The 25,209-nt window shown below is 33.0% G+C and carries 14 protein-coding genes, 9 pseudogenes, 1 riboswitch and 1 other annotated feature; all 23 genes and pseudogenes read right to left on the reverse strand.

What is annotated here, in order from left to right; all coding sequences use genetic code 11:
• Window positions 1–488: 488 nt before the first annotated feature.
• Window positions 489–1,661, reverse strand: coding sequence for an AbrB family transcriptional regulator (locus ABLV90_RS12400; protein WP_460872711.1), 1,173 nt, complete (start codon window positions 1,659–1,661; stop codon window positions 489–491).
• 96 nt (window positions 1,662–1,757) lie between these two features.
• Window positions 1,758–3,042 (reverse strand): annotated as a pseudogene (gene hemL, locus ABLV90_RS12405) (glutamate-1-semialdehyde 2,1-aminomutase).
• 14 nt (window positions 3,043–3,056) lie between these two features.
• Window positions 3,057–4,034, reverse strand: a complete 978-nt coding sequence (hemB, locus tag ABLV90_RS12410; RefSeq protein ID WP_460872712.1) for a porphobilinogen synthase — start codon at window positions 4,032–4,034, stop codon at window positions 3,057–3,059.
• Window positions 4,024–4,711, reverse strand: a pseudogene (locus ABLV90_RS12415) (uroporphyrinogen-III synthase). Before ABLV90_RS12415 ends, hemB begins: the two are co-directional and overlap by 11 nt.
• An 18-nt stretch (window positions 4,712–4,729) precedes the next feature.
• Window positions 4,730–5,656, reverse strand: coding sequence for a hydroxymethylbilane synthase (gene hemC, locus ABLV90_RS12420; RefSeq protein ID WP_460872713.1), 927 nt, complete (start codon window positions 5,654–5,656; stop codon window positions 4,730–4,732).
• A gap of 56 nt (window positions 5,657–5,712) precedes the next feature.
• Entirely contained in the window at window positions 5,713–6,549 is an 837-nt protein-coding gene (ccsA, locus tag ABLV90_RS12425; protein ID WP_285323336.1) for a cytochrome c biogenesis protein, read from the reverse strand.
• A gap of 32 nt (window positions 6,550–6,581) precedes the next feature.
• Entirely contained in the window at window positions 6,582–7,901 is a 1,320-nt protein-coding gene (gene hemA, locus ABLV90_RS12430; protein ID WP_460872714.1) for a glutamyl-tRNA reductase, read from the reverse strand.
• Between the two features lie 171 nt (window positions 7,902–8,072).
• A complete protein-coding gene (gene yihA, locus ABLV90_RS12435; protein ID WP_046465528.1) occupies window positions 8,073–8,660 on the reverse strand; it encodes a ribosome biogenesis GTP-binding protein YihA/YsxC in 588 nt (195 codons plus the stop codon).
• 300 nt (window positions 8,661–8,960) lie between these two features.
• A complete protein-coding gene (gene clpX / locus ABLV90_RS12440; protein WP_460872715.1) occupies window positions 8,961–10,223 on the reverse strand; it encodes an ATP-dependent Clp protease ATP-binding subunit ClpX in 1,263 nt (420 codons plus the stop codon).
• A 188-nt stretch (window positions 10,224–10,411) separates the two neighbouring features.
• Window positions 10,412–11,723: pseudogene (gene tig, locus ABLV90_RS12445) on the reverse strand (trigger factor).
• 171 nt (window positions 11,724–11,894) lie between these two features.
• Window positions 11,895–12,820 (reverse strand): annotated as a pseudogene (locus tag ABLV90_RS12450) (hypothetical protein).
• Between the two features lie 12 nt (window positions 12,821–12,832).
• Window positions 12,833–13,444 carry an NUDIX domain-containing protein gene (locus ABLV90_RS12455; protein WP_046465532.1) on the reverse strand — a complete coding sequence of 204 codons (612 nt, stop codon included), beginning with the start codon at window positions 13,442–13,444 and terminating at the stop codon, window positions 12,833–12,835.
• Between the two features lie 119 nt (window positions 13,445–13,563).
• Window positions 13,564–13,920, reverse strand: a complete 357-nt coding sequence (gene rplT, locus ABLV90_RS12460; RefSeq protein ID WP_002507379.1) for a 50S ribosomal protein L20 — start codon at window positions 13,918–13,920, stop codon at window positions 13,564–13,566.
• A gap of 50 nt (window positions 13,921–13,970) precedes the next feature.
• Entirely contained in the window at window positions 13,971–14,171 is a 201-nt protein-coding gene (gene rpmI, locus ABLV90_RS12465; protein WP_460872716.1) for a 50S ribosomal protein L35, read from the reverse strand.
• A 26-nt stretch (window positions 14,172–14,197) separates the two neighbouring features.
• Window positions 14,198–14,725, reverse strand: coding sequence for a translation initiation factor IF-3 (infC, locus tag ABLV90_RS12470; protein WP_002507377.1), 528 nt, complete (start codon window positions 14,723–14,725; stop codon window positions 14,198–14,200).
• 22 nt (window positions 14,726–14,747) lie between these two features.
• Window positions 14,748–14,876: a sequence feature (ribosomal protein L20 leader region), on the reverse strand.
• A gap of 61 nt (window positions 14,877–14,937) precedes the next feature.
• Window positions 14,938–16,422 carry an amino acid permease gene (locus ABLV90_RS12475; RefSeq protein ID WP_460872717.1) on the reverse strand — a complete coding sequence of 495 codons (1,485 nt, stop codon included), beginning with the start codon at window positions 16,420–16,422 and terminating at the stop codon, window positions 14,938–14,940.
• Window positions 16,423–16,639: 217 nt separating this feature from the next.
• Window positions 16,640–16,812: riboswitch (Lysine riboswitch) on the reverse strand.
• Window positions 16,813–16,883: 71 nt separating this feature from the next.
• Window positions 16,884–18,822, reverse strand: a pseudogene (thrS, locus tag ABLV90_RS12480) (threonine--tRNA ligase).
• A 355-nt stretch (window positions 18,823–19,177) separates the two neighbouring features.
• Window positions 19,178–20,100 (reverse strand): annotated as a pseudogene (gene dnaI, locus ABLV90_RS12485) (primosomal protein DnaI).
• Window positions 20,101–21,508, reverse strand: a pseudogene (locus ABLV90_RS12490) (replication initiation and membrane attachment family protein).
• Window positions 21,509–21,979: a transcriptional regulator NrdR gene (gene nrdR, locus ABLV90_RS12495; RefSeq protein ID WP_285323343.1), complete on the reverse strand. Its 471-nt coding sequence runs from the start codon at window positions 21,977–21,979 to the stop codon at window positions 21,509–21,511.
• A 394-nt stretch (window positions 21,980–22,373) separates the two neighbouring features.
• Window positions 22,374–23,401: pseudogene (gap, locus tag ABLV90_RS12500) on the reverse strand (type I glyceraldehyde-3-phosphate dehydrogenase).
• 289 nt (window positions 23,402–23,690) lie between these two features.
• Window positions 23,691–24,314 (reverse strand): dephospho-CoA kinase, encoded by a 624-nt coding sequence (gene coaE, locus ABLV90_RS12505; RefSeq protein WP_046465538.1) that lies wholly within the window; start codon window positions 24,312–24,314, stop codon window positions 23,691–23,693.
• A gap of 15 nt (window positions 24,315–24,329) precedes the next feature.
• Window positions 24,330–25,203 (reverse strand): annotated as a pseudogene (gene mutM / locus ABLV90_RS12510) (bifunctional DNA-formamidopyrimidine glycosylase/DNA-(apurinic or apyrimidinic site) lyase).
• Window positions 25,204–25,209 lie beyond the last annotated feature (6 nt).

Raw genomic sequence — 25,209 nt, forward strand, 5'->3', positions numbered from 1 at the left:
CCCTTTTGAGAAAATTTTATTTTTCGATATCTTTCAGCATGATTCAACAAAATGCCCGCCCAAAACCCAAATTATTTCAATAGACTATATAAAAAATAAGGCTGAGACATGTATTTTGTCTCAGCCTTATTTTTTATATTGGCAATTCACAGAGTAGCGATTCTACATTTTTAATTTTAAATAAATAGAAAAGTGTTGTAAAATTTAAAACTTTTATAAATCTCGTTTTTTGTGACTATTTTTAACAATCTTTTTATTTTTATACAACCTGATTATAAGTAAAGTCAATAGTACTGCAACGATACCCTTTACAATATCGTAGGTCAGTATGACATTAATCCATAGAAGAATGATGACCATGATATAAATAATTTTCATAATATATGTTAGAAACACTTTGTTAATTGTGACTTTTGGTTCACCTTATTCGCTCAAAAAGTAGTGTCACTTTAACTGAAAAGTGATTTGATATGCCTATATCACATTTTCTAACACGGTCTCACCCTCTCTATATCATAATATTGTGTATAAAAGTCGTAATATATAATTGTGATGTAATTGTTCAATTTTCTAATTAAAAATATCATCAGTTTAATTAAGTTTTTTTCACGATGTTTCAAGAACACGTTTATCGCTGGCGCAATTAAGAATAAAATAAAGAATATTCTAAAGATATGGTAACTAGAAATCAATGCGACATCCGCACCTGTTTCTAATGCCACAATAACAATTTGACTCATACCTCCTGGAGCAGCGCCCAAGAACAATTCATTTACTGAATGCGTCGAAAATGTAGAAATGATTAGCACCATTACGAAAGCTAACAATATGAGTAATATATTCTGAAAAGCGATTGCGACGGCAATTCGCCCTTTCATCTGATCTAATAAGAGCGCAATTTGAATGCCAATTCTAATCATATATATGACTTGTGCAGCTGCAATAATATAATTATCTAATGTAAAGTTAGCACCTGTCAATAAATTCCAACATATTAGTACAAGAATAGGTGCAAGTATCTGTTTTGTCGGAAAATTAATTTTACCCATTACGATATATACAGCGATTACAGCTAATGTCAAAAAGATAATACTTGGCATCGATAAAGCTTCAGTCAACGTTGCTGTTACTCCAGTTCCACCGGTTGCTAATTCTTGTGAGTCTTTAAAAAAGTAAGAAATAAAAGGCACAAGAATAACCACAAATATAATTCTCGAAGTTTGAGTCAAACTCACTACCATAATATCCGCTTTTTTATTTTCTTCGGCCATAATCAGCATTTGACTCAATGCACCTGGAATGACACTAAGTATTGCTGTTTCAGTATTTACTTTTGCTATTTTTTTGAAAAAATAAGCAATGATTAACGCGAGCCCAAGTAATAACACTGTAATTATTACAATAGTAAACCAATCATCTTTAATATCTAAAATAACCTCTTTAGTGAAAGTAGATCCAATTTGAACACCTAGTAACACTAAACCAATTTGACTTAGCCAAAATGGCCAATTTATTTCTAAATGCAAATATCTCACACAAATTATACTGGCAATAATAGGACCAAACATAAATGGCAATAATATATTGGTCGCATTAAGTATAAAACTTAAAAATAAAGCTAACGCTAAAACGATGATATTGTTTCTTAATTGCTTACTCATGTACTCACAACTTTCATAGGTATCATTATACTTCATAGTACTTTACATATAAAAGAACCCGATCAACACCATGGTTGTTCGGGCTAAAAATAAACTTTATACAATTCGACTTAGAGCGGTATCAAATGCTTGTATTGTTTGTTCAATATCAGCTTCTGTATGCGCTGTTGAAAGAAATGTTCCTTCAAATTGGGAAGGCGGTAAAAATACGCCTTCTTTTGCCATTTCTCTATACATTTGACTAAACATTTCTAAATCGCTTTTATTTGCTTGTTCAAAGTTTGTCACCGGCCCTGCATTTAAGAAATATCCTATCATAGAACCAGCACGATTTACAGTGATTGGCACATGATGTTTTGCAAAGACCGCTTTCAATCCTTCTTCTAATTTGTCACCTAATTTATTAAAATAATCATATGACTCAGGAGTTAATTGACTTAGTGTTTCATAACCACTTGTCATAGCTAATGGATTACCTGATAACGTACCGACTTGATAAATATCACCCGCTGGCGCAATTTGATCCATAATTTCTTTCTTACCACCAATAGCACCAACTGGCAAGCCACCACCGATTACTTTACCTAAACAAGTTAAATCTGGTGTTACATTAAAGTAACCTTGCGCACAGTTGTATCCCACTCTAAACCCTGTCATCACTTCATCGAAAATAAGTAATGAACCATATTCTGTAGTGATGTCTCTTAAGCCTTGTAAAAATCCTTCAACTGGAGGTACGACGCCCATATTACCAGCTACAGGTTCTACTATAACGCCAGACAATATCGTCACCAAATTCTTCAAAAGCAACTTTTAGTGCGTCTAAGTCATTATATGGAACTGTGATTGTATTTTTCGCAATACCTTCAGGTACTCCTGGTGAATCAGGTAAACCAAGCGTTGCGACACCAGATCCTGCTTTGATTAATAGTGAGTCACTATGACCGTGATAACAACCGATAAATTTAATGATTTTATTACGACCAGTATAACCACGTGCTAAGCGTAATGTATCAAGGGTTGCTTCAGTACCTGATGAAACCATACGTATTTTTTCAATAGATGGCACACGATCAATAACGAGTTCAGCTAATTTATTTTCTTGTAGTGTGGAAGCACCGAAACTTGTACCATTATCCACGGCTTCATGAATTTTATCAATTACCTGCTTATTTTTATGTCCTAAAATTAATGGCCCCCAACTTAGAACGTAATCGATGTATTCATTACCATCAATATCATATATTCTTGAACCTTCACCATGGTCCATAAATATTGCTGGTGTATCTACTGATTTGAAAGCTCTTACTGGACTATTGACACCACCGGGCATCAATTGTTCAGCTTTTACCATCGCTTTTTCAGAATTAGTATAACGCATTCTAAATAACCTCCTTATTGTTCATCAATATATCTACAAATATCTTTTGAAAAATACGTAATAATTAAATCTGCGCCTGCACGCTTCATTGAAATCATTTGTTCCATAACTACCGCTTTTTCATCAATCCAGCCATTAAGTGCGGCTGCTTTTGTCATGCTATATTCTCCACTTACATTATAAGCGACTACAGGTACGTTTGTAGTATTTCGAACATCTCTAATGATATCTAAGAAGCTTAGAGCAGGTTTAACAATCATCATGTCTGCGCCTTCGTTTAAATCACTATCAAGTTCTCTAAGTGCTTCTCTTCTATTTGCAGGATCCATTTGATATGTTTTGCGATCACCAAACTGTGGTGCAGATTCTGTTGCATCACGGAATGGACCGAAGAAACTAGAAGAATATTTAATACCATAACTCATAATTGGCACATTATAATAACCAGCTTCATCTAGACCCGCTCTAATTTCTGCAACGAATCCGTCCATCATGTTACTTGGCGCAATAATGTCAGCACCAGCTTCAACTTGAGAAATTGCAGTCTTAACGAGTAATGGTAGTGATTTATCATTATCAACATCTTTCGTCTCATGATTAATCACACCACAGTGACCATGGTCTGTATATTCGCATAAACACGTATCCGCAACGATTAATAAGTCACTGTACATAGACTTCGCTTTTCTTGTTGCTTCTTGGATGATGCCATTATGATCATACGCACCTGTACCAACTTCATCTTTTTCATTTGGCACACCAAAAAACATGATGCCTCTTATACCTAAATCATACGCATCTTTAATTTCTTCACCTAATAAATTTAAACTGATTTGGTAAATGCCAGGCATAGATTTAATTTCTGTTTTCACATTATCACGTTCAACTACAAATATTGGATAAATCAAATCTTCTTTGCGAACGTGCGTTTCACTCACCATGTTTCTCAGTGATTTACTACTACGTAATCTTCTGTGTCTATCAAATTGCATTATCTTCCCAACTTTCTAAAGTTTTTTGAACTAATGATTCTAATGTTTGGATTTCTGACATCGTGCCCTGAACATTAAATGTATTTAATGTGTCCAATGTTTGTTGGCCAATGACAAAATAATTATTAAAAGGTATATGTTGACGACTTTCAAAAAAATATCGCACAGCTGATGAGCTCGCAAAAGTAATAGCATCTATTTTATTTTCAGCTATGAGACTTAAGACTTCATTTATATTCTCAGTATGTGGAACAGGTTCATATAAGTCAATTTTTCTAACTAAATACCCTTGTTGTTTTAAACCATTTTGTAATAACGTTCTTGTTGCTTGCGCTTGATGGTAATAAGATGCGACTGCCTTTTATCGCTTCAAACTCCTCAAGAAAGCCTTCTTGTGAATAATCTGTGGGACAAAACGAAACATCTAGACCTAAAGTTTTGCAATAATCAGCTGTTTTTTCACCAATTACTGCAATTTTTTGTATATTTAACATAGGTAAATATGGTTGGAAATGTTTCACAGCTTTTTTAGACGAAAAAATAAGCCAGTCATAGTTAACATCTAGCAAATTCAAATCAAAGGATAACGGCTCTACATCTATGAAGGGCTTGTGTAGAATACATGTATCTTCTTTGTTAAATTCACTAGTCTGTGTCATTACTATCACTGGTCTCATTATTTTCACCTCAAACGATTATTGTTCTTCGTTTAGTGCCTTTATTATTTCATATGCACCTTGTGCATTTAAAACTTCAGTTACTTTTTCACCGATTTCAATTGGATTCTCTCCGCGCTCAGTATGCTCATAACGTTCTTTACCATCAGGAGACATAATTAAGCCTGTGAATTCGATTGTACCATCACTACTTTTCGTAGCATAGCCACCGATTGGAACTTGGCAACTGCCGTTCATGCGCTCTAAGAATGTTCTTTCAGCAGTAACACAATCTGCTACATCTTCATTGTGAACTTGCTTAAGTAATGCTAACAGCTCTTCATCATCCGCACGACACTCAATACCTAAAGCACCTTGTCCGATGGTCGGTATTAAAGTCTCTTTATCTAAATAAGTTGTCACGATATCATCTGACCATCCCATACGTTTCAAACCAGCAGTTGCAAGTAAAATTGCATCGAAATCTTCAGTTTCTAACTTACTTAAACGTGTATCAATGTTGCCTCGTATCCATTTTATTTGTAATTTAGGATATTTCGCAAGTATTTGAGCACCACGGCGTAAAGAACTTGTACCTACGATACTATTGTCAGGAAGTTCATGTAAAGGAACATGATTCTTAGCAATATACGCATCATATGGATTTTCACGATCTGGTATGCAACCTAGAGTTAATCCTTCTGGTATGACACTAGGGACATCTTTTAAAGAGTGTATCGCCATATCTATACCATGATCAAATAATTCATTTTGAATTTCTTTTACAAAAAGCCCTTTACCGCCTACTTTAGATAATTGTTTATCTACAATACGGTCACCTTTTGTTACTATTTCTTTAATTTCAATATCTAATTCTGGATCAACAGCTTTTAATTTTTCAATAAATTGTTGGCTTTGAGTTATAGCTAACTTACTTCTACGTGAACCAACGATTAACTTACGCATTAGGCGCAACCTCCTAGAAATGACTATATTTAACAATTAACCTTTTCTATCTGTAATCATATCCCTGTCCATTGATGAAAATCAGATATATGAGAAGCAAAAATCAAATTAATCATACTTAAGCAAAATAAGCTGAGATTAAAATAAATCAAATTATGTTTACTTAACGTATGTCTTACTCTAAAGATGATATATACACCATACAGCAATGCAATAATTATAGACATCACTACTTTAGGATCATTCAATATGTGTAAACCTAAAGTATTTATACCCCATTGTGTACCTAAAATGATACTTAATATGATAAATATAAAACCGATTAGGCTACTATAAAACACAACTTGCTCTAGTGTAGCTACACTACCGATTCTAAAATATTTTTGATTAAAACGTTTCTGCTTTAAATTTTTATACTGTATTAAATATAATATACAATTAACAAATGCAAAAGCAAACAGGGCATAACTTATAATTGCAAAGGCAATATGTACTATTAACAATTCGTTTATAATACTTAATTTATCTCCTGCACTTTGATAATGCATAGGTTGAAATGTATTTATAGCAATTAGTACAAAACCAATTAAATTAAATAAAAATATCGAAAAATTTATTTGCTTGATGACACTAATCACTATAGAAATAGAAATAATCAACCAAGCTAATGCAAAAAACACATCAAAAACATTACCTAACGGAATTTGTTTCGTTACATTAGCATAAATAGATAAAGAGATTGTTTGTAACACCCAAACAATCCCTAATGTAACAAAACCAATTTTTCTAACTTTATAATGCTTTTTCACAAAATCAAAAAAGTAACAAGCAATACTAAATAAATAAATTAATAATATAAGTTCATTTAATCTTATAAATGAAAATTCTTGCATATTATCACCATTTGCATGTGCTTATTCAAAACTTAAGATTTGACTAGTTGGCACTTCACTTCTTCTTTTTTAGGTTCATAAGCCTGTTCAGCTTCAATGTCAAAAATGTTTTGAAACAGCTCTAATTTTTCGTTACTATTTCTATCATTACTCAATTCTTTTGCTTGTTTGATTGGATCTTTCAACATTTGATTTATAATACTTTTAGTATGTTTTGAAATGATTTTACGTTCTCTCTCACTTAAGGCAGGCAATTTTCTATCAATACTATCCATAGTATCTTCCTGAATATTCATTGCTTTTTCTCTTAAGGCATGAATAACAGGTACAACGCCTAACATGCTTACCCATTCATTATGTGCTACAATTTCTCCTGGGATTCGTTGCATAATATCATTTGTTGCTATTTGACGTTCTCTGAGATTAGCATCCACTAATCCTTTCAAGTCATCTACATCATAATTAAATACATCTTGAATTGTATTAATATTAGGCTCAATGTCTCTTGGAACCGCTATGTCTATTAAAACAAGTGAATCACTTTTACGTTCTGTTGAAATAGAACGCATCATGTCGTTTGTCACAATATATTCGTCTGAACTTGTTGAACTGATAACAATATCCACATTAGCTAAAAGTTTTGGTAATGATTCCATTGATTCAAATTTCACATGATGTTTCATTGCTAATTTTTGAGCTTTACTCAATGTTCTATTAACAACTGTTATATCTGTGACACCAGAACCAATTAAATTTAAGAGTGATAATTCACTCATATCCCCTGCACCAATAATCAAAGCTTGCTTATTGTCAATTTTGCCAAATACTTTTTTACCTAGTTCAACAGCCGCATAAGAAACACTTACTGCATTGTCTGCAATATCAGTTTCACTATGAGCTTTTTTCGCAAATGTAATTGCTTGTTTGAAAAGATGATTAAATATAGTACCTGTTGTGTCCTCTTCTTGAGCTAATAAGAATGCATCTCTAATTTGTCCAAGAATTTGAGTTTCCCCAAGAACAACAGAATCTAAGCCTGAAGTAACATGCAATAAATGATTTACTGCGTCGTCCCCCACTTTTACTTCAGTCATTTCTTTAATATCTTCAACATCAAACCCAAATGATCTCGCTAAAAATCGTTGGATATAATAACGACCAGTATGAATTTGATCCGCAACTGCATATACTTCTGTGCGATTACAAGTTGATAATATAACATTTTCTAAAATAGATTTTGTTTCAAATAAATCAACATTGGCTGAACGTATGGCATCATCTTTAAAAGCAACTTTTTCTCTCAATGCTACATCTGCTGTACGATGATTTATGCTAACCGCAATTAAATGCATTTATAACGCCCTCCATACATATTACAATAAGTAAATTATAACACAATTACATCATGAGTTAACCATCTTGCTCGAGTAAATTATAATTCTTCTAATTTACATTCAAAATGTTGTCATAATTGTACTAAATTCAACCTATTTAAAGCAAAACATATTACTTCAATGTAATCATTACAAATAACTTTCAATCATATTCCATATTTTTTGTTGTTTGTCTTTTTTAATTGAAGAATAGCTTATAATCTCGTCCTCAGCTTCCATTTCTAATTTTTGCTGAATCTTCGCTAAATGCTTCTGTACTTTACCCTTAGCAATTTTATCTTCTTTCGTTGCTACAATAAGTGTTGGAATTTCATAGTATTTAAGATAATTGTACATAATGATATCGTCTTCGGTTGGGTTATGTCGTAAATCAACAAGTTGAATGACAAGCTTCAAGGATTCTCTTTGTGAAATATATCTTTCAATCATTTTACCAAATGCTTCACGTTGTGATTTACTCACTTTCGCATAGCCATAACCAGGTACATCAACAAATACAAGTTGATTATCTATATTATAAAAATTAAGTGTTTGTGTCTTACCAGGTCGTTGAGATGTTCTTGCCATATTCTTTCGACCAATCATACTATTGATAAACGTTGACTTACCTACGTTAGATCTGCCACTTAGGCCAACTTCACTTAAACCGGTTTCTGGATATTGTTCCGGTTTTACTGCACTAATTAATAATTCTATTTCATTAGGATTAACTTTCATTATCGTCCCTCTTTTCTTCTGAACTCATTGTTTATTATATTACACTATGGCTTATATGAATATGTATTTTTATTTTATCTATGCTTTCTTTTTTAAAAAATGGGACTAGGACAGAAAACTAATTTTTCTAATGAATTTTTGTCGTCCCACCCCGGCAAGAATGACTATAAATTGGAATACAAGAGCTGAATCTCTTTAAAAGGTTGATATAAGTACATTTTCAATTCAGTCAGCCACTGCCAATATAAAAAATGAGGATGAGACATGTGATATGTCCCGACCTCATTTGATTCACCTAATTTAAGCAGAAGTTTGTTCCTTGTTTACAAGGTTACCTTCTTTATCGTATAGTTCAGGATCTTTTTCATCATTAATTGTTTCTTCTGTAATCACGACTTTTACAACACCTTCAGAAGAAGGCACGTCATACATAATATCAATTAAAGCTTCTTCTATAATTGAACGAAGGCCACGTGCGCCTGTCTTACGTTCAATTGCTTTATCACTGATTGCAGATAATGCTTCATCAGTAAATACCAATTCTACATCGTCAAGTTCTAACATTTTAGTATATTGTTTCACTAAAGCATTTTTAGGCTGAGTTAGAATATTTTTCAGTGCATCTACATTTAATGTTTCTAAATTAGCAACAATAGGTACACGACCGATAAATTCTGGAATCAAACCATATGATTGTAAATCTTCAGGTCTGATTTGTTCAAGTATTGCATCTTCATCATATTTTGAAGCTTCACTACTTGCAAATCCGATTACTTTCTCACCTAATCTACGTTTAATTACTTCATCTATACCATCAAAGGCACCACCAAGAACAAATAAAATGTTTGTTGTGTCAATTTGAATTAACTCTTGGTTAGGATGCTTACGACCGCCTTGAGGTGGCACGCTTGCAGTTGTGCCTTCTAAGATTTTAAGCAATGCTTGTTGTACACCTTCACCAGATACATCACGTGTAATTGATGTATTTTCTGATTTTCTAGCTATTTTGTCAATTTCATCGACATAAATAATACCCTTTTCAGCTTTATCAATATCAAAATCAGTTGCTTGCATTAAGCGTAGTAAGATGTTTTCAACATCGTCACCTACGTAACCGACTTCAGTTAAACTTGTAGCATCAGCAATTGCAAAAGGTACATCTAATGTTCTAGCTAATGTTTGTGCTAAAAGTGTTTTACCACTACCAGTAGGTCCAATTAAAGCGATATTACTTTTTTGTAATTCAACTTCATCTTCATTTGGTCCTAAATTCTGTACACGTTTATAATGATTGTAAACAGCTACAGCTAATGATTTCTTAGCTTTTTCTTGACCGATTACATAATCATTCAATTGGTTCATAATTTCTTTTGGTGTCGGTAATTCAGTTAACCCTTCAGGTTCCGATTGAGCTAATTCTTCTTCTACAATTTCTGAACATAACTCAATACACTCATTACAAATATAAACGCCACTTCCTGCAACTAGCTTTTTAACTTGATCTTGGTCTTTGCCACAGAAAGAACATTTTAAATTTTCTTCATCTTCGTTGAATTTGAACATTCTATTTACACCCCTATTCCCTAAAGACTATACTAAATAGCATTTTAATATGCAACTTACAACTTTCACAAGTTATTTGCTTTAAAAATAGTGTAGCAGATACATTATTTGAATGCATCTGCTACTAGTTTACTATATTAAACGACCAACATATAATTCACAAAATAATTTGCTCTTTTTATATTTAGTTACGCTTCAGAGTCATCTTTAGATGGTTCTACTAATTTTGCTTCTTTAACTAATAAATCGATAACATTTTGGATACGAACATCATTTTTAACGATATCAGTATTACCAAGCGTTTGTTTAATATCTTCTACTGACATATTAAATTGTCCGCTCATTTTTTCTAATTCTTTATCGATATCAGCCTCAGTTACTTCAATTTCTTCAGCATCGAGCAATAGCAGTTAATGTTAAGTTTGTTTTAACACGTTCTTCTGCATCATCTTTCATTTGTTCTCTTAATTGCGACTCATCTTGACCAGAAATTTGGTAATATGTTTCTAAATTAAGACCCTGTTGTTGCATACGTTGTCCAAATTCTTGAACCATACGATCTAACTCAGTGTTAATCATAGCGTCTGGAATTTCAACTGAAGCATTATTTGATGCTTTGCTAATTGCTTCTTCTTTTTGATTATTCTCAGCGTCAGTTTCTTTTTGCTCAGTTAGTTTTTTACGTAAGTTTTCTTTGTATTCATCAACAGTGTTTGCTTCAGCGTCTAATTCATTCGCAATCTCATCTGTTAATTCTGGAACGTCTTTATATTTAATTTCATTTACTTTAGCTTTGAAAGTAGCTTCTTTTCCAGCTAATTCTTCAGCATGGTATTCTTCTGGGAAAGTTACAGTAACGTCTTTTTCTTCTCCAATTTTAACACCAACTAATTGTTCTTCGAATCCTGGAATAAATGAACCTGAACCAATTTCAAGGTCATAGCCTTCAGCTTGTCCACCTTCAAATTGTTCGCCATCAACGTAACCATCAAAGTCGATGTTAACTGTGTCGCCGTCTTCAACAGCGCCATCTTCTTTAACTACCATTTCAGCTAAGTGGCCTAATTGGTGGTCAATTGATTCTTGTAATTCTTCTTCAGTTAATTCAACATTTTGTTTTTCAATTTCAAGACCTTTATAGTCTCCTAACTCAATTTCAGGTTCAACTACTACACTCGCTTCGAATGTCATATCGCTACCTTTTTCCATTGTAGTTACATTGATTTCTGGTTGATCGACTGGTTTAATTCCAGTTTCGTCAATAGCTTCACCATAAGCTTCTGGTAATAAGATATCAACGGCATCTTGATATAGTGCTTCTACGCCAAAGCGTTGTTCAAAAATTTGGCGAGGTACTTTCCCTTTACGGAAACCTGGCACATTTATTTGTTTAACTACTTTTTTGAAAGCTTGATCAATTGCTTTGTCTACTTTTTCTGCTGGAACTGTAACGGTTAAAACGCCTTCGTTACCTTCCTTTTTTTCCCAAGTTGCTGTCATGTATAAAAACCTCCATGAATATCCTATTTTATTTTTTCAACTTCATTATTATATCATACGTCAATGCTCTACACAAACACTGAGTTTACAAAACATATTGAATGAATAATTGAAATTAATTTAATTATTATTTTACTACTATTATTAATTACCCAAAAATTTAAAAATTAATTATTCATGCATATCAATTGAAGTAATTAAGTTAACAATAGTATTTGTTGTGTCTAAACTTTCTAAGCCTAACATTGATTTGAAATAGTTTGTGTAAGCTTCAATCCATTCATCTTCAGATGCTATGCTTTCTATATCTAATGGATAAAGTAAAATAGCATGATTGTTCATCAGGTGAAGTGCTTCCTCTACAATTTGTGCTTGCATCATCTTCTATTTGCTTAATAACTTCTGGAATAATTTTAATCTTAAACAGTGTTTGTTCAAGACCAGATAGATGATTTGGATTTACTTCAACTGTATAATCAAATTTCTGAACACGAATGTTTTGATTGTATCCGGCAAAACGTAAATATTCAAGCATTATACTCACAACATTCGGTGCAAGTTCAATTTCATTAATAATATTTACCACAGTTTCTTGATATCGATACTGATTATGATCTATTAAAGTTAAGATTGTACTAATTTGTTCACGTAGTGACAACGACTCAAAATCACGAAGCATTTCTGCTTGCATGCGCATTATGTTTATCAATTTGACTTAGGGCATATTCTTTTAATGGAAATAGTTCCATTCTTGTTTTATGATCATTGACTTCATCAATAATTTGATTAATGACATCAACGACTTCAAAATATTGTCCTAATCCGTTTAAACTTTTCACGTAATAAACCATAAGATCATCATACTTAGTAATGCCTTGTTTTAGTAATATGATAGCTTCTTCACGCAACTCAAGATAATGCCCCATCTTATATAGCATGGCACATTTCAATAGAGACATTTGCTCATCTAATTCAAATTGCTTTTCAAAATCTTCAAACAGTTCATACATTTGATCTAATTCATTATTGTTAAAAGATTGTTTGATTTCTCTTATTAACTTATCTTTTGAACGTGGAAATGGAATGATATCAGACATTTTTATGCACCTCTATTGTATTGACTGTAATATTAATGTACTCCATGTTTCAAAGTCATCATAGTTATCTATTTTACTTTGATTCACCCATTTTATTTTTAATGTATCTGTTTCTTTAGCTTCAACCTCATTACTATTCACTTTAATTTTAAACACTACGCCTAAATGAACTTCGCCAACTTCATTAGTATCATCATTAATAAAACCTATGTATGCTAAATTTTGTGATTTACTATCTGACAGACCTACTTCTTCTTCAAGTTCTCTTTGTGCATTAATACGCAAGACTTCATTGATAGATTCAGCACCTTTAACATCGTTCATGTGTCCACCAACACCGATTGAAGATTGACCGTGCAAACGTGATTCTCCACCACCTGCTAATCGCTCATACACTAAAATTTCATCATTCTCATTTTCTAAAATACAATAAGATACCAATTGTTTATATGTCGGATCTTCCTCCATATCTCCACGACGCTTAATTTCATACTTTGAAAGTGCGTCAAAGATGTCTTGACCCTTTTCAGAATTTTTATCAAGAAAACCGTTGAATTGATTCTTTTCACTATTAAATAAAATTGTTCTCGGTACTACTGTAATCATTTCATCAAATTTAGACATAAGTTTCTCCTTCATATATGACTTCTTAGCCATTTTATCAAATGATAGTTATTTATCAAAATGTTAATCGATACAAAAATAAAGAGATGTACGAATTTGTACATCTCTTTATTTGAGAATTATTTTAAAGCGTCTTTAGCTTTAGCAACTAATTCACCGAAAGCTTTTTCGTCTGAAATAGCAATTTCAGAAAGCATTTTACGGTTAACATCGATTCCAGCTTTTTTCAAACCGTTCATTAATCTTGAATAGCTCATGTCATGTTGACGTGCGGCTCCGTTAATACGTGTAATCCATAATCTACGGAAATCACGTTTTCTTTGACGACGGTCGCGGAATGCGTACTGTCCTGATTTCATTACTTGTTGTTTTGCTACTTTATATAAAGTTCTTTTTGAACCAAAGTAACCTTTAGCTAATTTAATCGTCTTTTTACGACGAGCTCTTGTTACCGTTCCACCTTTAACACGTGGCATAATAAATTCCTCCTCAAAATATCTTCAATCTTTATTTTATCTGTCGTTACTTATTTTTTATAAGCTAATAATTGTTTAACGCGTTTCATATCTGATTTGCTCACTAATGAAGCTTTACGTAATTTACGTTTTTGTTTAGTTGTTTTGTTTGCAAACATATGTGATGTGAAAGCTCTAGAACGTTTTAATTTACCTGAACCAGTTCTTTTAACACGTTTCTTTGCTCCACGGTGTGTTTTCATTTTAGGCATGATTCAATTCCTCCTGTAGTATCTTTTTATTTTTCGTTGAGTGGGTTAAGCATAATGAACATTTGGCGTCCATCCATTTTAGGTCTTTGCCCAATCGTAGCGATATCTTTACATTCTTCTGCAAATTTCTCTAATACGCGTTGACCTATTTCTTTATGCGTAATAGCACGCCCTCTGAAACGAATTGAAACTTTACATTTGTCGCCTTTTTCTAAGAATTTACGTCCGTTCTTCAATTTAGTTTGGAAATCATGTTCCTCAATTGTAGGACTTAAACGGATTTCTTTAAGGTTAATAACTTTTTGTTTCTTCTTCATTTCTTTTTCTTTTTTCTGTTGTTCGAATTTGTACTTACCATAATCCATGATTTTCGCAACAGGTGGTTTAGCATTAGGCGACATAATAACTACATCGAGTTCTACGCGCTCTGCCATTTCTAAAGCTTCTGCTTTAGATTTAATACCAATCTGTTCTCCGTCATGTCCGATTAAACGTAATTCTTTTGCACGAATCTTCTCGTTAACTTGAGTCTGATCTTTTGCTATGGTTGACACCTCCAAGATTTTTACGAAATTATCCCAAGAAAAAGAGCGGGTATATAATATACCCGCTCTTCTTTACACACAACAATGTCGTGTATATATAGACCTGCCAACTACTATCAGTGTCGCAACAGGTGAGAAGCGGGAGCTTCTACTTGGTTCGTTTCGTATTCAACATTACCTATCTTAGCAACAATTCATTAGCAAGTCAATAGCTTTTCTTATTATTTATCGTCCATTTTAACATTTTGTCTTAAATCCACTTGTTCTAATGGTACAATTTTTGTTTTATAACGTAGTTTATGATAAATGAAGAATGCTAAGAATACCGGAATACCCATATATGTGATAACAAATCTGTTGAGATCAAATTCTCCTGATTGGATGAAATCAACATCTTGTCCAATAATTACAAGTACACACAAGACACCTGCAAAAATAGGCCCAAATGGGAATAATTTAGCTTTATATTTTAATTTCGATTTATCATAGTTTTGTTTATCAAAAGCTTTTCTAAATCTGTAATGACTGACTGCAATACCAACCCATGCAATAAAACCAGTCAGACCACTTGCGGCAACGATATACTCATAAGCGTCACCGCTCAAATGTTGTAGTACAAAGATAATTACTACGACTACTGCTGTAGCAAGTAATGATACGTATGGCACACCACTTCTATTTGTTTTACCAAATATAGGATATGCAAGCTTATCTTTACTCATTGAATATAGCATACGTGTTGAAGCGTACATGCCTGAGTTACCGGCTGATAATACTGAAGTCAATATAACAGCATTCATGAATGAGGCAGCAAATGCTAGTCCTGCATTTTGGAATACAAGCGTAAATGGTGAAGTTGAAATATCATCTCCGCCACCCATAAGTGATGGGCTATCATATGGTATCAACATACCGATTACAAAAATTGCAAGAATATAGAATATTAATATTCTCCAGAATACTTGTTTAATTGCTTTAGGAACTGCGCGCTCTGGATTTTCAGACTCTCCTGCTGTAATACCAATGAGTTCAGTACCTTGGAATGAAAAGCCTGCTACTAAGAACACACCTAAAATTGCTAAGATACTTCCTCCAAAACCATCACCTAAAATAGGACCATTACCTTGAGTAAACGTGTCAAAACCAACAAACTCGCCACCCATGATACCGACTATTGTTAATAAACCGATAGCAATAAAGATAATTACGGTAACTACTTTAATTAAAGCAAACCAATATTCACTTTCGCCAAATACTCTAACGGACAATGCATTCAGTCCAAATATGATAATTAAGAATAGACAGCTCCAACTCCAAGTCGGAATACCTGACATTGGTGTCCAATACTGTATTACTTGTCTTGCAATCGTTACATCAGTTGCAACTGTAATTACCCAGTTAAACCAATAGTTCCAACCTAATGCGAATCCTAGAGATGGATCAACAAAACGTGTAGCATATGTACTAAATGAGCCTGACACAGGTAAATATGTTGCCATTTCTCCTAGAGAAGTCATAAGGAAGAATACCATCGCCCCAATGATTGCAAAGGCTAAAAGCGCTCCTAAACCACCTGCATCATGGATTGCACCACCAGAAGTCATAAATAAACCAGTCCCAATACAACCTCCAATTGCAATCATGGATATATGGCGATCTTTCAGACCCCTTTGCACTCCATCATTTTGATTCACTTGTTTTGCCATAGACGCTTCCCTTCCTTAAATATAGAGGTTAACTTACTATATGATTAAGATTCATACTATTTATAGTTTGAGCAGTACTTCATTGTAATTAGGTATATAAATTACACAACAATTATAAATTTCGCTCTTTCCCGTTAACGTATTTATGATAATCATTCGACTAAAAATAAAATGGTTGCATACCTATTAGATATGCAACCATTTTAATAATAGCATTTATATAGGTAGCACATCACGTATGTGACAGTCCAGTTTCTTTCGATAACTGGCCCAACCTGTATAGTTAATGGACAATACAGGTTTCGGCATCTTCACCTTTCTATTATTCAACATATGCCCCATTCGGCTTCTGAATAATTACTAATTGAATATGCAACCTCTAACTCAAATTTAATTTTTATATGAATGTGAACTTACTTCACTATTCTGTAATATACATGATTTCACCAAGAGTTTCAAGACTATCTTTGTTTTTTCAATCTAATCTCATCAAGTAAATTCCAAATGAATTCTTCTTTTTCTAATGTTTCTTGATCTTGGGAACCATATTTACGTACATTCACTTCATTATTTTCTACTTCTTTGTCCCCTACAACAAGTTGATAAGGGATTTTTTGCATTTGCGCTTCTCTGATTTTATAACCCATTTTTTCATTACGGTCATCAATTTCAACTCTAACACCTTGAGATTTAAGCTCGTCTTGAATGTGTCTAGCATAATCATAATGTAAATCAACATTAACAGGTATGATTTCTACTTGTTTTGGCGCTAACCAAGCGGGGAATGCGCCTTTTGTTTCTTCAGTCAAGAATGCAACGAAACGCTCCATAGTAGATACTACACCACGGTGAATGACTACTGGTCTATGCTGTTCCCCATCATTACCAATATAAGTTAAATCAAATTTTTCTGGTAATAAGAAGTCTAATTGGGCAGTAGATAATGTTTCTTCTTTACCCATAGCAGTTTGAACCTGTACGTCAAGTTTCGGACCATAGAATGCTTGCTTCACCTACTGCTTCTTCATAATCTAAGCCAAGTTCATCTACCGCTTCTTTCAACATACTTTCTGCTTTGTTCCACATGTCATCGTCATCGAAGTATTTTTCTTTATCTTCGGGATCTCTGTAACTTACACGGAATTTATAATTCTCAAAGTTGAAATCCTTGTATACATCAACAATTAAATTTACAACACGTTTGAATTCTTCTTTAATTTGGTCCGGACGTACAAAAATATGCGCATCATTTAATGTCATTCCGCGGACACGTTGTAAACCAGAAACCGCGCCACTCGCTTCATAACGGTGCATAGTACCTAATTCAGCAATTCTAATAGGCAATTCACGATATGAATGTGGTTTATTTGCATAAATCATCATATGGTGTGGACAGTTCATTGGTCTTAAGACCATTTCTTCGTGTTCATCTAATTTCATTGTTGGGAACATGTCTTCTTGATAATGATCCCAATGGCCTGATGTTTTATACAAATCAACGTTAGCCATCACTGGAGTATAAACATGGTCATAACCCATACTTACTTCTTTATCTACAATATAACGTTCAATTTCACGACGTATTGTAGCACCATTAGGCAACCAAAGTGGCAAACCTGCACCTACTAAAGGATTGTTAGCGAACAGTTCTAAATCTTTACCAATTTTACGGTGATCACGTTCTTTTCGTTCTTCCAACATTTTCAAATGCGCTTTCAGTTCTTTTTTATCGAAAAATGCTGTGCCGTATATACGTTGTAACATTTTATTATCACTGTTTCCACGCCAATATGCACCGACTGTTGATAATAATTTAAATTCTTTTATTTTAGAAGTAGATGGCACATGAACACCACGACATAAATCAGTGAACTCTCCTTGTGAATATAGCGTCACATTTTCATCTTCTGGAATAGCATCAATTAATTCTTGCTTATACGGGTCGTCTGAGAAAAATGTTTTAGCTTCATCTCTCGAAACGACTTTACGTTCTATTGGATAGTTTTCATTAACAATTTGCTTCATTGTTTTTTCTATTTTTTCAAAATCATCTGATGAAATACTTTCTTCCATATCAAAGTCATAATAAAACCCACCATCAATTACCGGACCAACGCCAAAATGAACATTACCATATAGACGTTTTAAAGCTTGAGCCATAAGATGTGCAGTAGAATGACGTAACACTTCTAGCGCTTCATCAGAACCAGGTGTAACGATTTCAATTGATCCATCTTCGTCAATTGATCTAGTTAAATCTATGAGTTGTCCATTTAATTTACCGACTACAGCTTTTTTTCTTAATCCTGGACTTATAGAATGTGCAATATCTTCTGTAGTTGTACCTTTATCAAACACTTTTGAATTGCCATCTGGAAATTTAATATTTATTTGCTCCATAAAAAACCCTCCTATTTATTCAAGCACTTAAATCAAAATGAAATGACGTTTATACTGAATTAGACTCAAAAAAACAAAAAGACCCCATCCCTAAAAAGGGACGAGGTCTTCGCGGTACCACCCTAAATTAAAGTTATGATGTATTTGATATACATAACTTTACTCTACGTAAGATAACGGTCTTGAGCCGGATGTTCATTACAACATCATTTTATAAAGTAGTAACGAATAAACTTACTTACCGAGCATCTCATCTTTTACTGGTTCTCTGTGAAGTAGTGGTTTATTCATCTCGTCTTCATTTCATTTTTTATGATTTAGATTTAAGTTTATTATACAACATTTATTTTAGATTTCAATCGTTCCTGTAATTTTTCCTTCTAAGAAATAAGGTGTTGATAATGTTTTGATTCTTTCCATTATTCTTGCGGACTTTGTTTTTTCTGTACCGTCTCGTGTAACAGAGAGGTGATATTCTAATTCTTCAAAACTTAAATTAGAACTGAAAAATGTAGGTAACTCTTGAACCATACGATAATGTAGCAATGGTCCAATCACTTCATCTCGTGCCCATGGTGTGATGTCTTCAGCGCCTATATCATCTAACATTAATATATTTGCTTCTCTCACTCTAGAGAGTTTTGTTTCAAAAGTACCATCTTTAAACCCGCCTTTAAGCGAACGAATAAATTCTGGTAAATAAACAATTGTAGATGGTATCTTTTCAGTTTTTAATTGATTTGCAATTGCGCCAAGGATAAATGATTTACCAGTACCAAATGGACCATGTAAATATAAACCTTTAATTTGGGTCTCTTTATTTGTTATTTTTTCACAAATTTGGTTAGCGACCATTGCGACATCTAATCTATCTCTTCTATCCATATATATATCTTCAAGTTTTGCATCTAGTGTGTCACGTTGCATATGGTGCGACGTAATTAAATGTTTATTAAACCGTTCTTCATCATGTTTAATTTTACAAGGACAAGGTAAGTAGCGAATTTTTATATGATTATGTTCGATATATAATTCAGGAATATGACCTGTAACAAAATTGGGACAGTCTTTTAATTTATGACCATCATAACGCTTTTCTTGATCTTTATATTCTTGTAAAATATTCAAATCTTCATCTATCATTGCATTCGTCAATTCAGCTTTATGTGACTCTAGAAACTGTTTAACGTCTGGATCATTGACGACATCTTTTTTTATTTTGGCAATTTTTTTTGATAAATCGTTAGAATCGCCCATAATTTGATTAAAAGGTTTCATTTATTTGTCCTCCTTCCATCTATCTTTAAGTTGATTTAAAAACTGTTCTCTATCATTCTTCAATTTTTCATCATCTTCATTATTATTTGAAGTGTCAGTTTCTGCTTTGTTATCTCGCTCTTCTAACCATTTAGGCGTCATCTCTCTCGATGCCAGTTGTTTTTGTTTATAATAAGGTTTAGATGACTTGTTTTCAGTCTTAGGTTGATTCACTTTTATCGCGTATTGATATGCTTGTTCCGCTGTTTTGATACCTTTTTTCTTCCAATTGGATGCTATTTCAAAAATATAAGTCTTAGGTAGCTTCATATCTTCTTTCAACATCACAAATTGTAACAGTATATTAATGACACCGAATGACAATTGTTCACGTTCTACTAACTCTTCAATCATATATTTTTGTTGTGTTGTCGGTTCAGATTCTGACCAAGATGCTAACATATCTATTGGACTTGTTTCTTCTAACTGTTTTAACCATGTAGCAGAGTTATCCTCATTTTGTGTTTGGTTTTGAGTTTGGTTATCATTCTGCGTTTGATCAACTTGGGTTGTGTTATCTGCATAATTGTTAGTTTTTATATTTAAAGATGGCATTTGTTGTTCATGCTCCATCAAATAATAAGTTCTTGCATGTTTTCTTAATTCTTCAAACGAAAGTTCTTGTGCGCTTGTTATAGATTTTAAAATGATGCGCTTCATCGGCTCAGGCGTTAAACCATATAAGGTCGCGATTTGTGTGATTAAAGCTTTTGCTTCTTTATCTATAATTTTTGTGCTAATAAAGTGATTTTGTAATAAATCATATAGTGTTTCAAAATCAAAGTGCACTTGTGACAAGTTTAAACCTTCATATGCAGTTTCACTTTGGATTTCATTTGTATCGTTATCTAAGGACTTATTAGGCACCTTAAACACATCAGTGAAATTGCGTGTCACATCTTGATATTTACTAAAGTCAATTTGCTTTTTATGTTCAAAATGGCGTTTCAATTGTTGATAACGTTGTTTGCTTACTTCACTAAACAAATACACTGATAACATTGGATCACTGAAAAATTGTTTTGCTGAGGGTGGTTGAACAAGGCTGATAAACAAAAGACGAATGCTGTGCATCATGATTCACTAATGTTTTAACTAAACCAATACCCTCTAATAAGTCCATATCTTTTCTAAATTCTAATAAATTAATCTTTAACTCACTCATAATTATATAGTGCGTCAATACAGAATCCGCTTCATATTCTACAAACTGATTCAAATAATGATATAAACCAATTGCATTTGCACCAATCATTGGTGTGAACAATCTATTTAAAATTTCTAGATGCTTACTGTTCAAATAGAAATTTCGCACAACAGTAAAATTATCATGTGGTCTCAAACCATAATCATATGATTGTAACCCCATTTAAGAATCACTCCGTTTATTTCCAGCTAAAATACCTTGCATAGATTGTAATAGTTGATCTACATCCTTAAATTCTTTATATACAGATGCAAATCTAACATATGATACTTGATCTACGTGCATAAGCAAATTCATCACATGTTCTCCAATTTCTCTTGAAGAAATTTCTGCATGTCCGTCATCACGTAACTTCCATTCAACGTTATTCGTAATATCTTCTAATTGTTGATAACGTACTGGTCTTTTTTCACATGAGCGTACCAATCCATTTAAAATCTTTTCACGTGAAAATTGTTCCCGCGTACCATCTTTTTTCACCACAATAAGTGGTCTTTTTTCTATATGTTCAAAAGTTGTGAATCTCGTACTACACTTTTCACATTCTCTTCTACGTCGAATCGCATTAACTTCATCTGCATGTCTAGAGTCTACAACACGAGAATGAGTCGAATTACATTTCGGGCATTTCATCGAATTATCACCCTCTCGTTTTGATTACTTATCATTATACTATAAATATGTATGTCACAAAAGAATCACTATGATACATGTAAAATACTTAATGCATTATGTAATTTTTATCACTAACATCCCAAATATTGTTAGAAATTAAAATACTTATCACGTCTCCCTGACAGTAAGTTTAACATGCTCAGTAAATTCATCATTGTCTATTTCTACAATCATCTATTATATAGGTTTAAACGACAAAATGAAAACTCCTTTCAAAGTAGGCACTATCAATGTGCATCACTTCAAAAGGAGTATACATAATACTTTCTATTATAATGTCGTATAGTCTAAACATGGTAGTTTCTTAAAATTTAATCAAACAGATTATTATTAACTGTTATAAATGTGTACTTTAATTTGTGACAGCACCAACATCATTTTTGAGTAATTGACCTATTTGTTCAGCTACATCTACTACTCTATTTGAATAACCCCATTCATTATCATACCACGCGATTACTTTAACTTTATTATCACCCATAATCATTGTACTTTGTGTATCAATAATTGCTGAATGTGGGTTTGTATTAAAGTCCATAGATACTAAAGGTGCATCTTCAGTTGCAATCACACCGTCTAAGTCATTATCTTTAAATGCTTGATTGACTTGTTCAGCCGTTACATTCGTGTCTAAATCAACGACTAAATCCACTAATGAAACATTCTTCGTCGGTACTCTTAATGCCATACCGTGCAATTTACCATCTAATTCAGGTAGAACTTCTGTTAGTGCTTTTGCGAGCACCTGTTGAAGTTGGAATAATACTTTCATTGCAAGAACGCGCACGTCTTAAATCTTTATGCGGATTATCTATATTATTTTGATCATTCGTAATGGCATGAACCGTTGTCATTAAACCGTTTTGTATACCAAATTGGTCATTTAATACTTTTGCAACTGGACCAATACAGTTTGTAGTACATGAAGCATTGCTAAATATGTCATACTCTTCAATGTTTAATTGCTCATTATTAACACCTTTGACAATCATTTGGACTTCTCCACCTTTAGATGGGCCAGTAAGCAATACTTTTTTAGCGCTCTGCATTAATATGTGCAACAGCTTTATCTCCATGATTGAATTTTCCAGTAGCTTCAATAACGATATCGATGTTCAGCGTTTCCCAAGGTAAGTGCTCAGGATTTCTTTCCGCTACAAGCTTAATCTCATGATTATCAACTTTGACGCCATTTTCTATAGGCTCTACTTTTAAATCATAAGCACCATGAGTTGTATCATAATTAATTAGGTGGGCAATCGTTTCAGGAGGGTAGCTCGCATTAATTGCTACTACATTTAAATCCTTATTTTTCAAAGCGATTCTTAATACCATTCTTCCTATTCTACCCATTCCATTAATTGCAATATTTGTCGTCATTCAAAGCACCCCTTGTTTTTGTGTTATACTTTATGGAAATAGTATAACATAAATAAAAGTACAAGAAAGCGTTTTCTAAAATAAATTTAAAAAAATTTAAATTCCGCATACCTATGAACTTAAAGAGCCCTTTTCATAATAAGTTTATCCAAATAATTTAACTTCATATTGAAAAAGTACCACTCAAACTTAAATTATAAGTTGAGTAGTACTTCAGAATATACTTATTAAACCATACTAATGTATATTAAATCAAGCTTACGAAAATCATCATTTAAAGACTCATGATTTATTGCGCCTCTTCTTCAGTATTGTTGTGAATATAACCTTCCTCTACGAGCAATTGTTCTAAGTTCTGTTTCAATTCTAATTTCGTATCACGGTTATCAATTTCACGATCCGCCATTCTACGTTTTTTATCAATTGAAATTTGGCTATAAACGCGTGCTTTCGCATCTTCCATTGATAAATCATTACGTTCCATCAATCTATCAATTTGTATACTTTCAGAAGTGTATACTAACCAAACTTCATCCACAGTATCTTGTAAGTCATTTTCAAATAATAACGGAATATCCATAATTACGTTATAGCCTTGCTCAAGATAAGCTTCTTTTTCTTGTTCCATGATATCTCTAACAATAGGATGAACAATTTCATTTAATTCCAATCTTTTCTCTGGATGATTAAATATGACATCTCCTACATATGATCTATTCATATTGCCATCTTCATCTATTGCTTCTTCTCCAAATGCTTCTTTAACTTGTTCTAGTCCTTTAGTACCTTTTTCTACTGCTTGGCGTGATGCAACATCTGCATCTACGACTTTAAAACCATGTACGGTTAATAATTCCGAAACACTAGATTTACCTGATGCGATACCACCTGTTAGTCCTATAACTTTTGGCATAATATCACTCTTCCTTTATTTTTGACATGTAGCGCAGAAATGACTATTTCTCGTTGCAATAACTTGAGTTTCAATATCACTTCCACACACTTTACATATCTTTTGTTTATAAACATTAAGATGTAATTGCATCGTACCTGTACTACCGTCTGCATGACGATAATCAGATATGCTCGTTCCACCATATTTTATACCCGCTTCTAATACATCTCGAACATAATAAAATAATATTTCTCGTTCTTGATTATTTAACTCTTTTGATAGACGCGCTTGGATGGATACCTGCTCTAAAAAGCGCTTCACACGCATAAATGTTACCACAGCCCGAAATGACCCGATGATCTAAAATCATTTGTTTAATTGGCTTGTTCTGGTAAAGTTTTTTATTAAACCATGATAAGTAATGTGGCATTGCTTCTTCATCAAATGGTTCTGGAGCGATTTCTAAAAATGATGGATACGCTTCAAATGATGGCACATTTCTAATTTCACCGAAGCGGCGAATATCAGAATAGACAAGCAACTTATCATTATTTAATTTAAATATAACATGCCAATGTTTACGATAATTTGGAACACTAATATCTTCTATTTTATCGACTACAAAGAAACCACCGACCATACCCAGATGGCTAATGAGTATTCTTTCTTCACCGTCTTTCTCTAAATAGAAAACGATATACTTACTTCGTCTATCTATATCATTTATTGTAAATTGCTCAGTAAAGCGTCTAAACGTATCTAATTCTAAACCTTTAATTATTGTTTCACGTTTGTTTGCTTTACCTTCATGCACTTTGTCAGAAAAAGTAACTGATTCAATTGTTTGTCCTTTAACAAAAGGTTTAATACCTCTTTTTACATGTTCTACTTCTGGTAACTCAGGCAATATAAT

Origin of the sequence: Staphylococcus sp. 2S1 (assembly GCF_046721335.1) — a bacterium.
Taxonomy (GTDB): Bacteria; Bacillota; Bacilli; order Staphylococcales; family Staphylococcaceae; genus Staphylococcus; species Staphylococcus equorum_A.

Bases quoted from the DNA above. Each gene is read 5' to 3' on its own strand.
- ABLV90_RS12400 (WP_460872711.1), bottom strand. From the start codon at position 1,661: ATGAGTAAGCAATTAAGAAACAATATCATCGTTTTAGCGTTAGCTTTA.
- hemB (WP_460872712.1), bottom strand. From the start codon at position 4,034: ATGCAATTTGATAGACACAGAAGATTACGTAGTAGTAAATCACTGAGA.
- hemC (WP_460872713.1), bottom strand. From the start codon at position 5,656: ATGCGTAAGTTAATCGTTGGTTCACGTAGAAGTAAGTTAGCTATAACT.
- ccsA (WP_285323336.1), bottom strand. From the start codon at position 6,549: ATGCAAGAATTTTCATTTATAAGATTAAATGAACTTATATTATTAATT.
- hemA (WP_460872714.1), bottom strand. From the start codon at position 7,901: ATGCATTTAATTGCGGTTAGCATAAATCATCGTACAGCAGATGTAGCA.
- yihA (WP_046465528.1), bottom strand. From the start codon at position 8,660: ATGAAAGTTAATCCTAATGAAATAGAATTATTAATTAGTGCAGTAAAA.
- clpX (WP_460872715.1), bottom strand. From the start codon at position 10,223: ATGTTCAAATTCAACGAAGATGAAGAAAATTTAAAATGTTCTTTCTGT.
- ABLV90_RS12455 (WP_046465532.1), bottom strand. From the start codon at position 13,444: ATGTCTAAATTTGATGAAATGATTACAGTAGTACCGAGAACAATTTTA.
- rplT (WP_002507379.1), bottom strand. From the start codon at position 13,920: ATGCCACGTGTTAAAGGTGGAACGGTAACAAGAGCTCGTCGTAAAAAG.
- rpmI (WP_460872716.1), bottom strand. From the start codon at position 14,171: ATGCCTAAAATGAAAACACACCGTGGAGCAAAGAAACGTGTTAAAAGA.
- ABLV90_RS12475 (WP_460872717.1), bottom strand. From the start codon at position 16,422: ATGGCAAAACAAGTGAATCAAAATGATGGAGTGCAAAGGGGTCTGAAA.
- nrdR (WP_285323343.1), bottom strand. From the start codon at position 21,979: ATGAAATGCCCGAAATGTAATTCGACTCATTCTCGTGTTGTAGACTCT.
- coaE (WP_046465538.1), bottom strand. From the start codon at position 24,314: ATGCCAAAAGTTATAGGACTAACAGGTGGTATCGCATCAGGTAAATCT.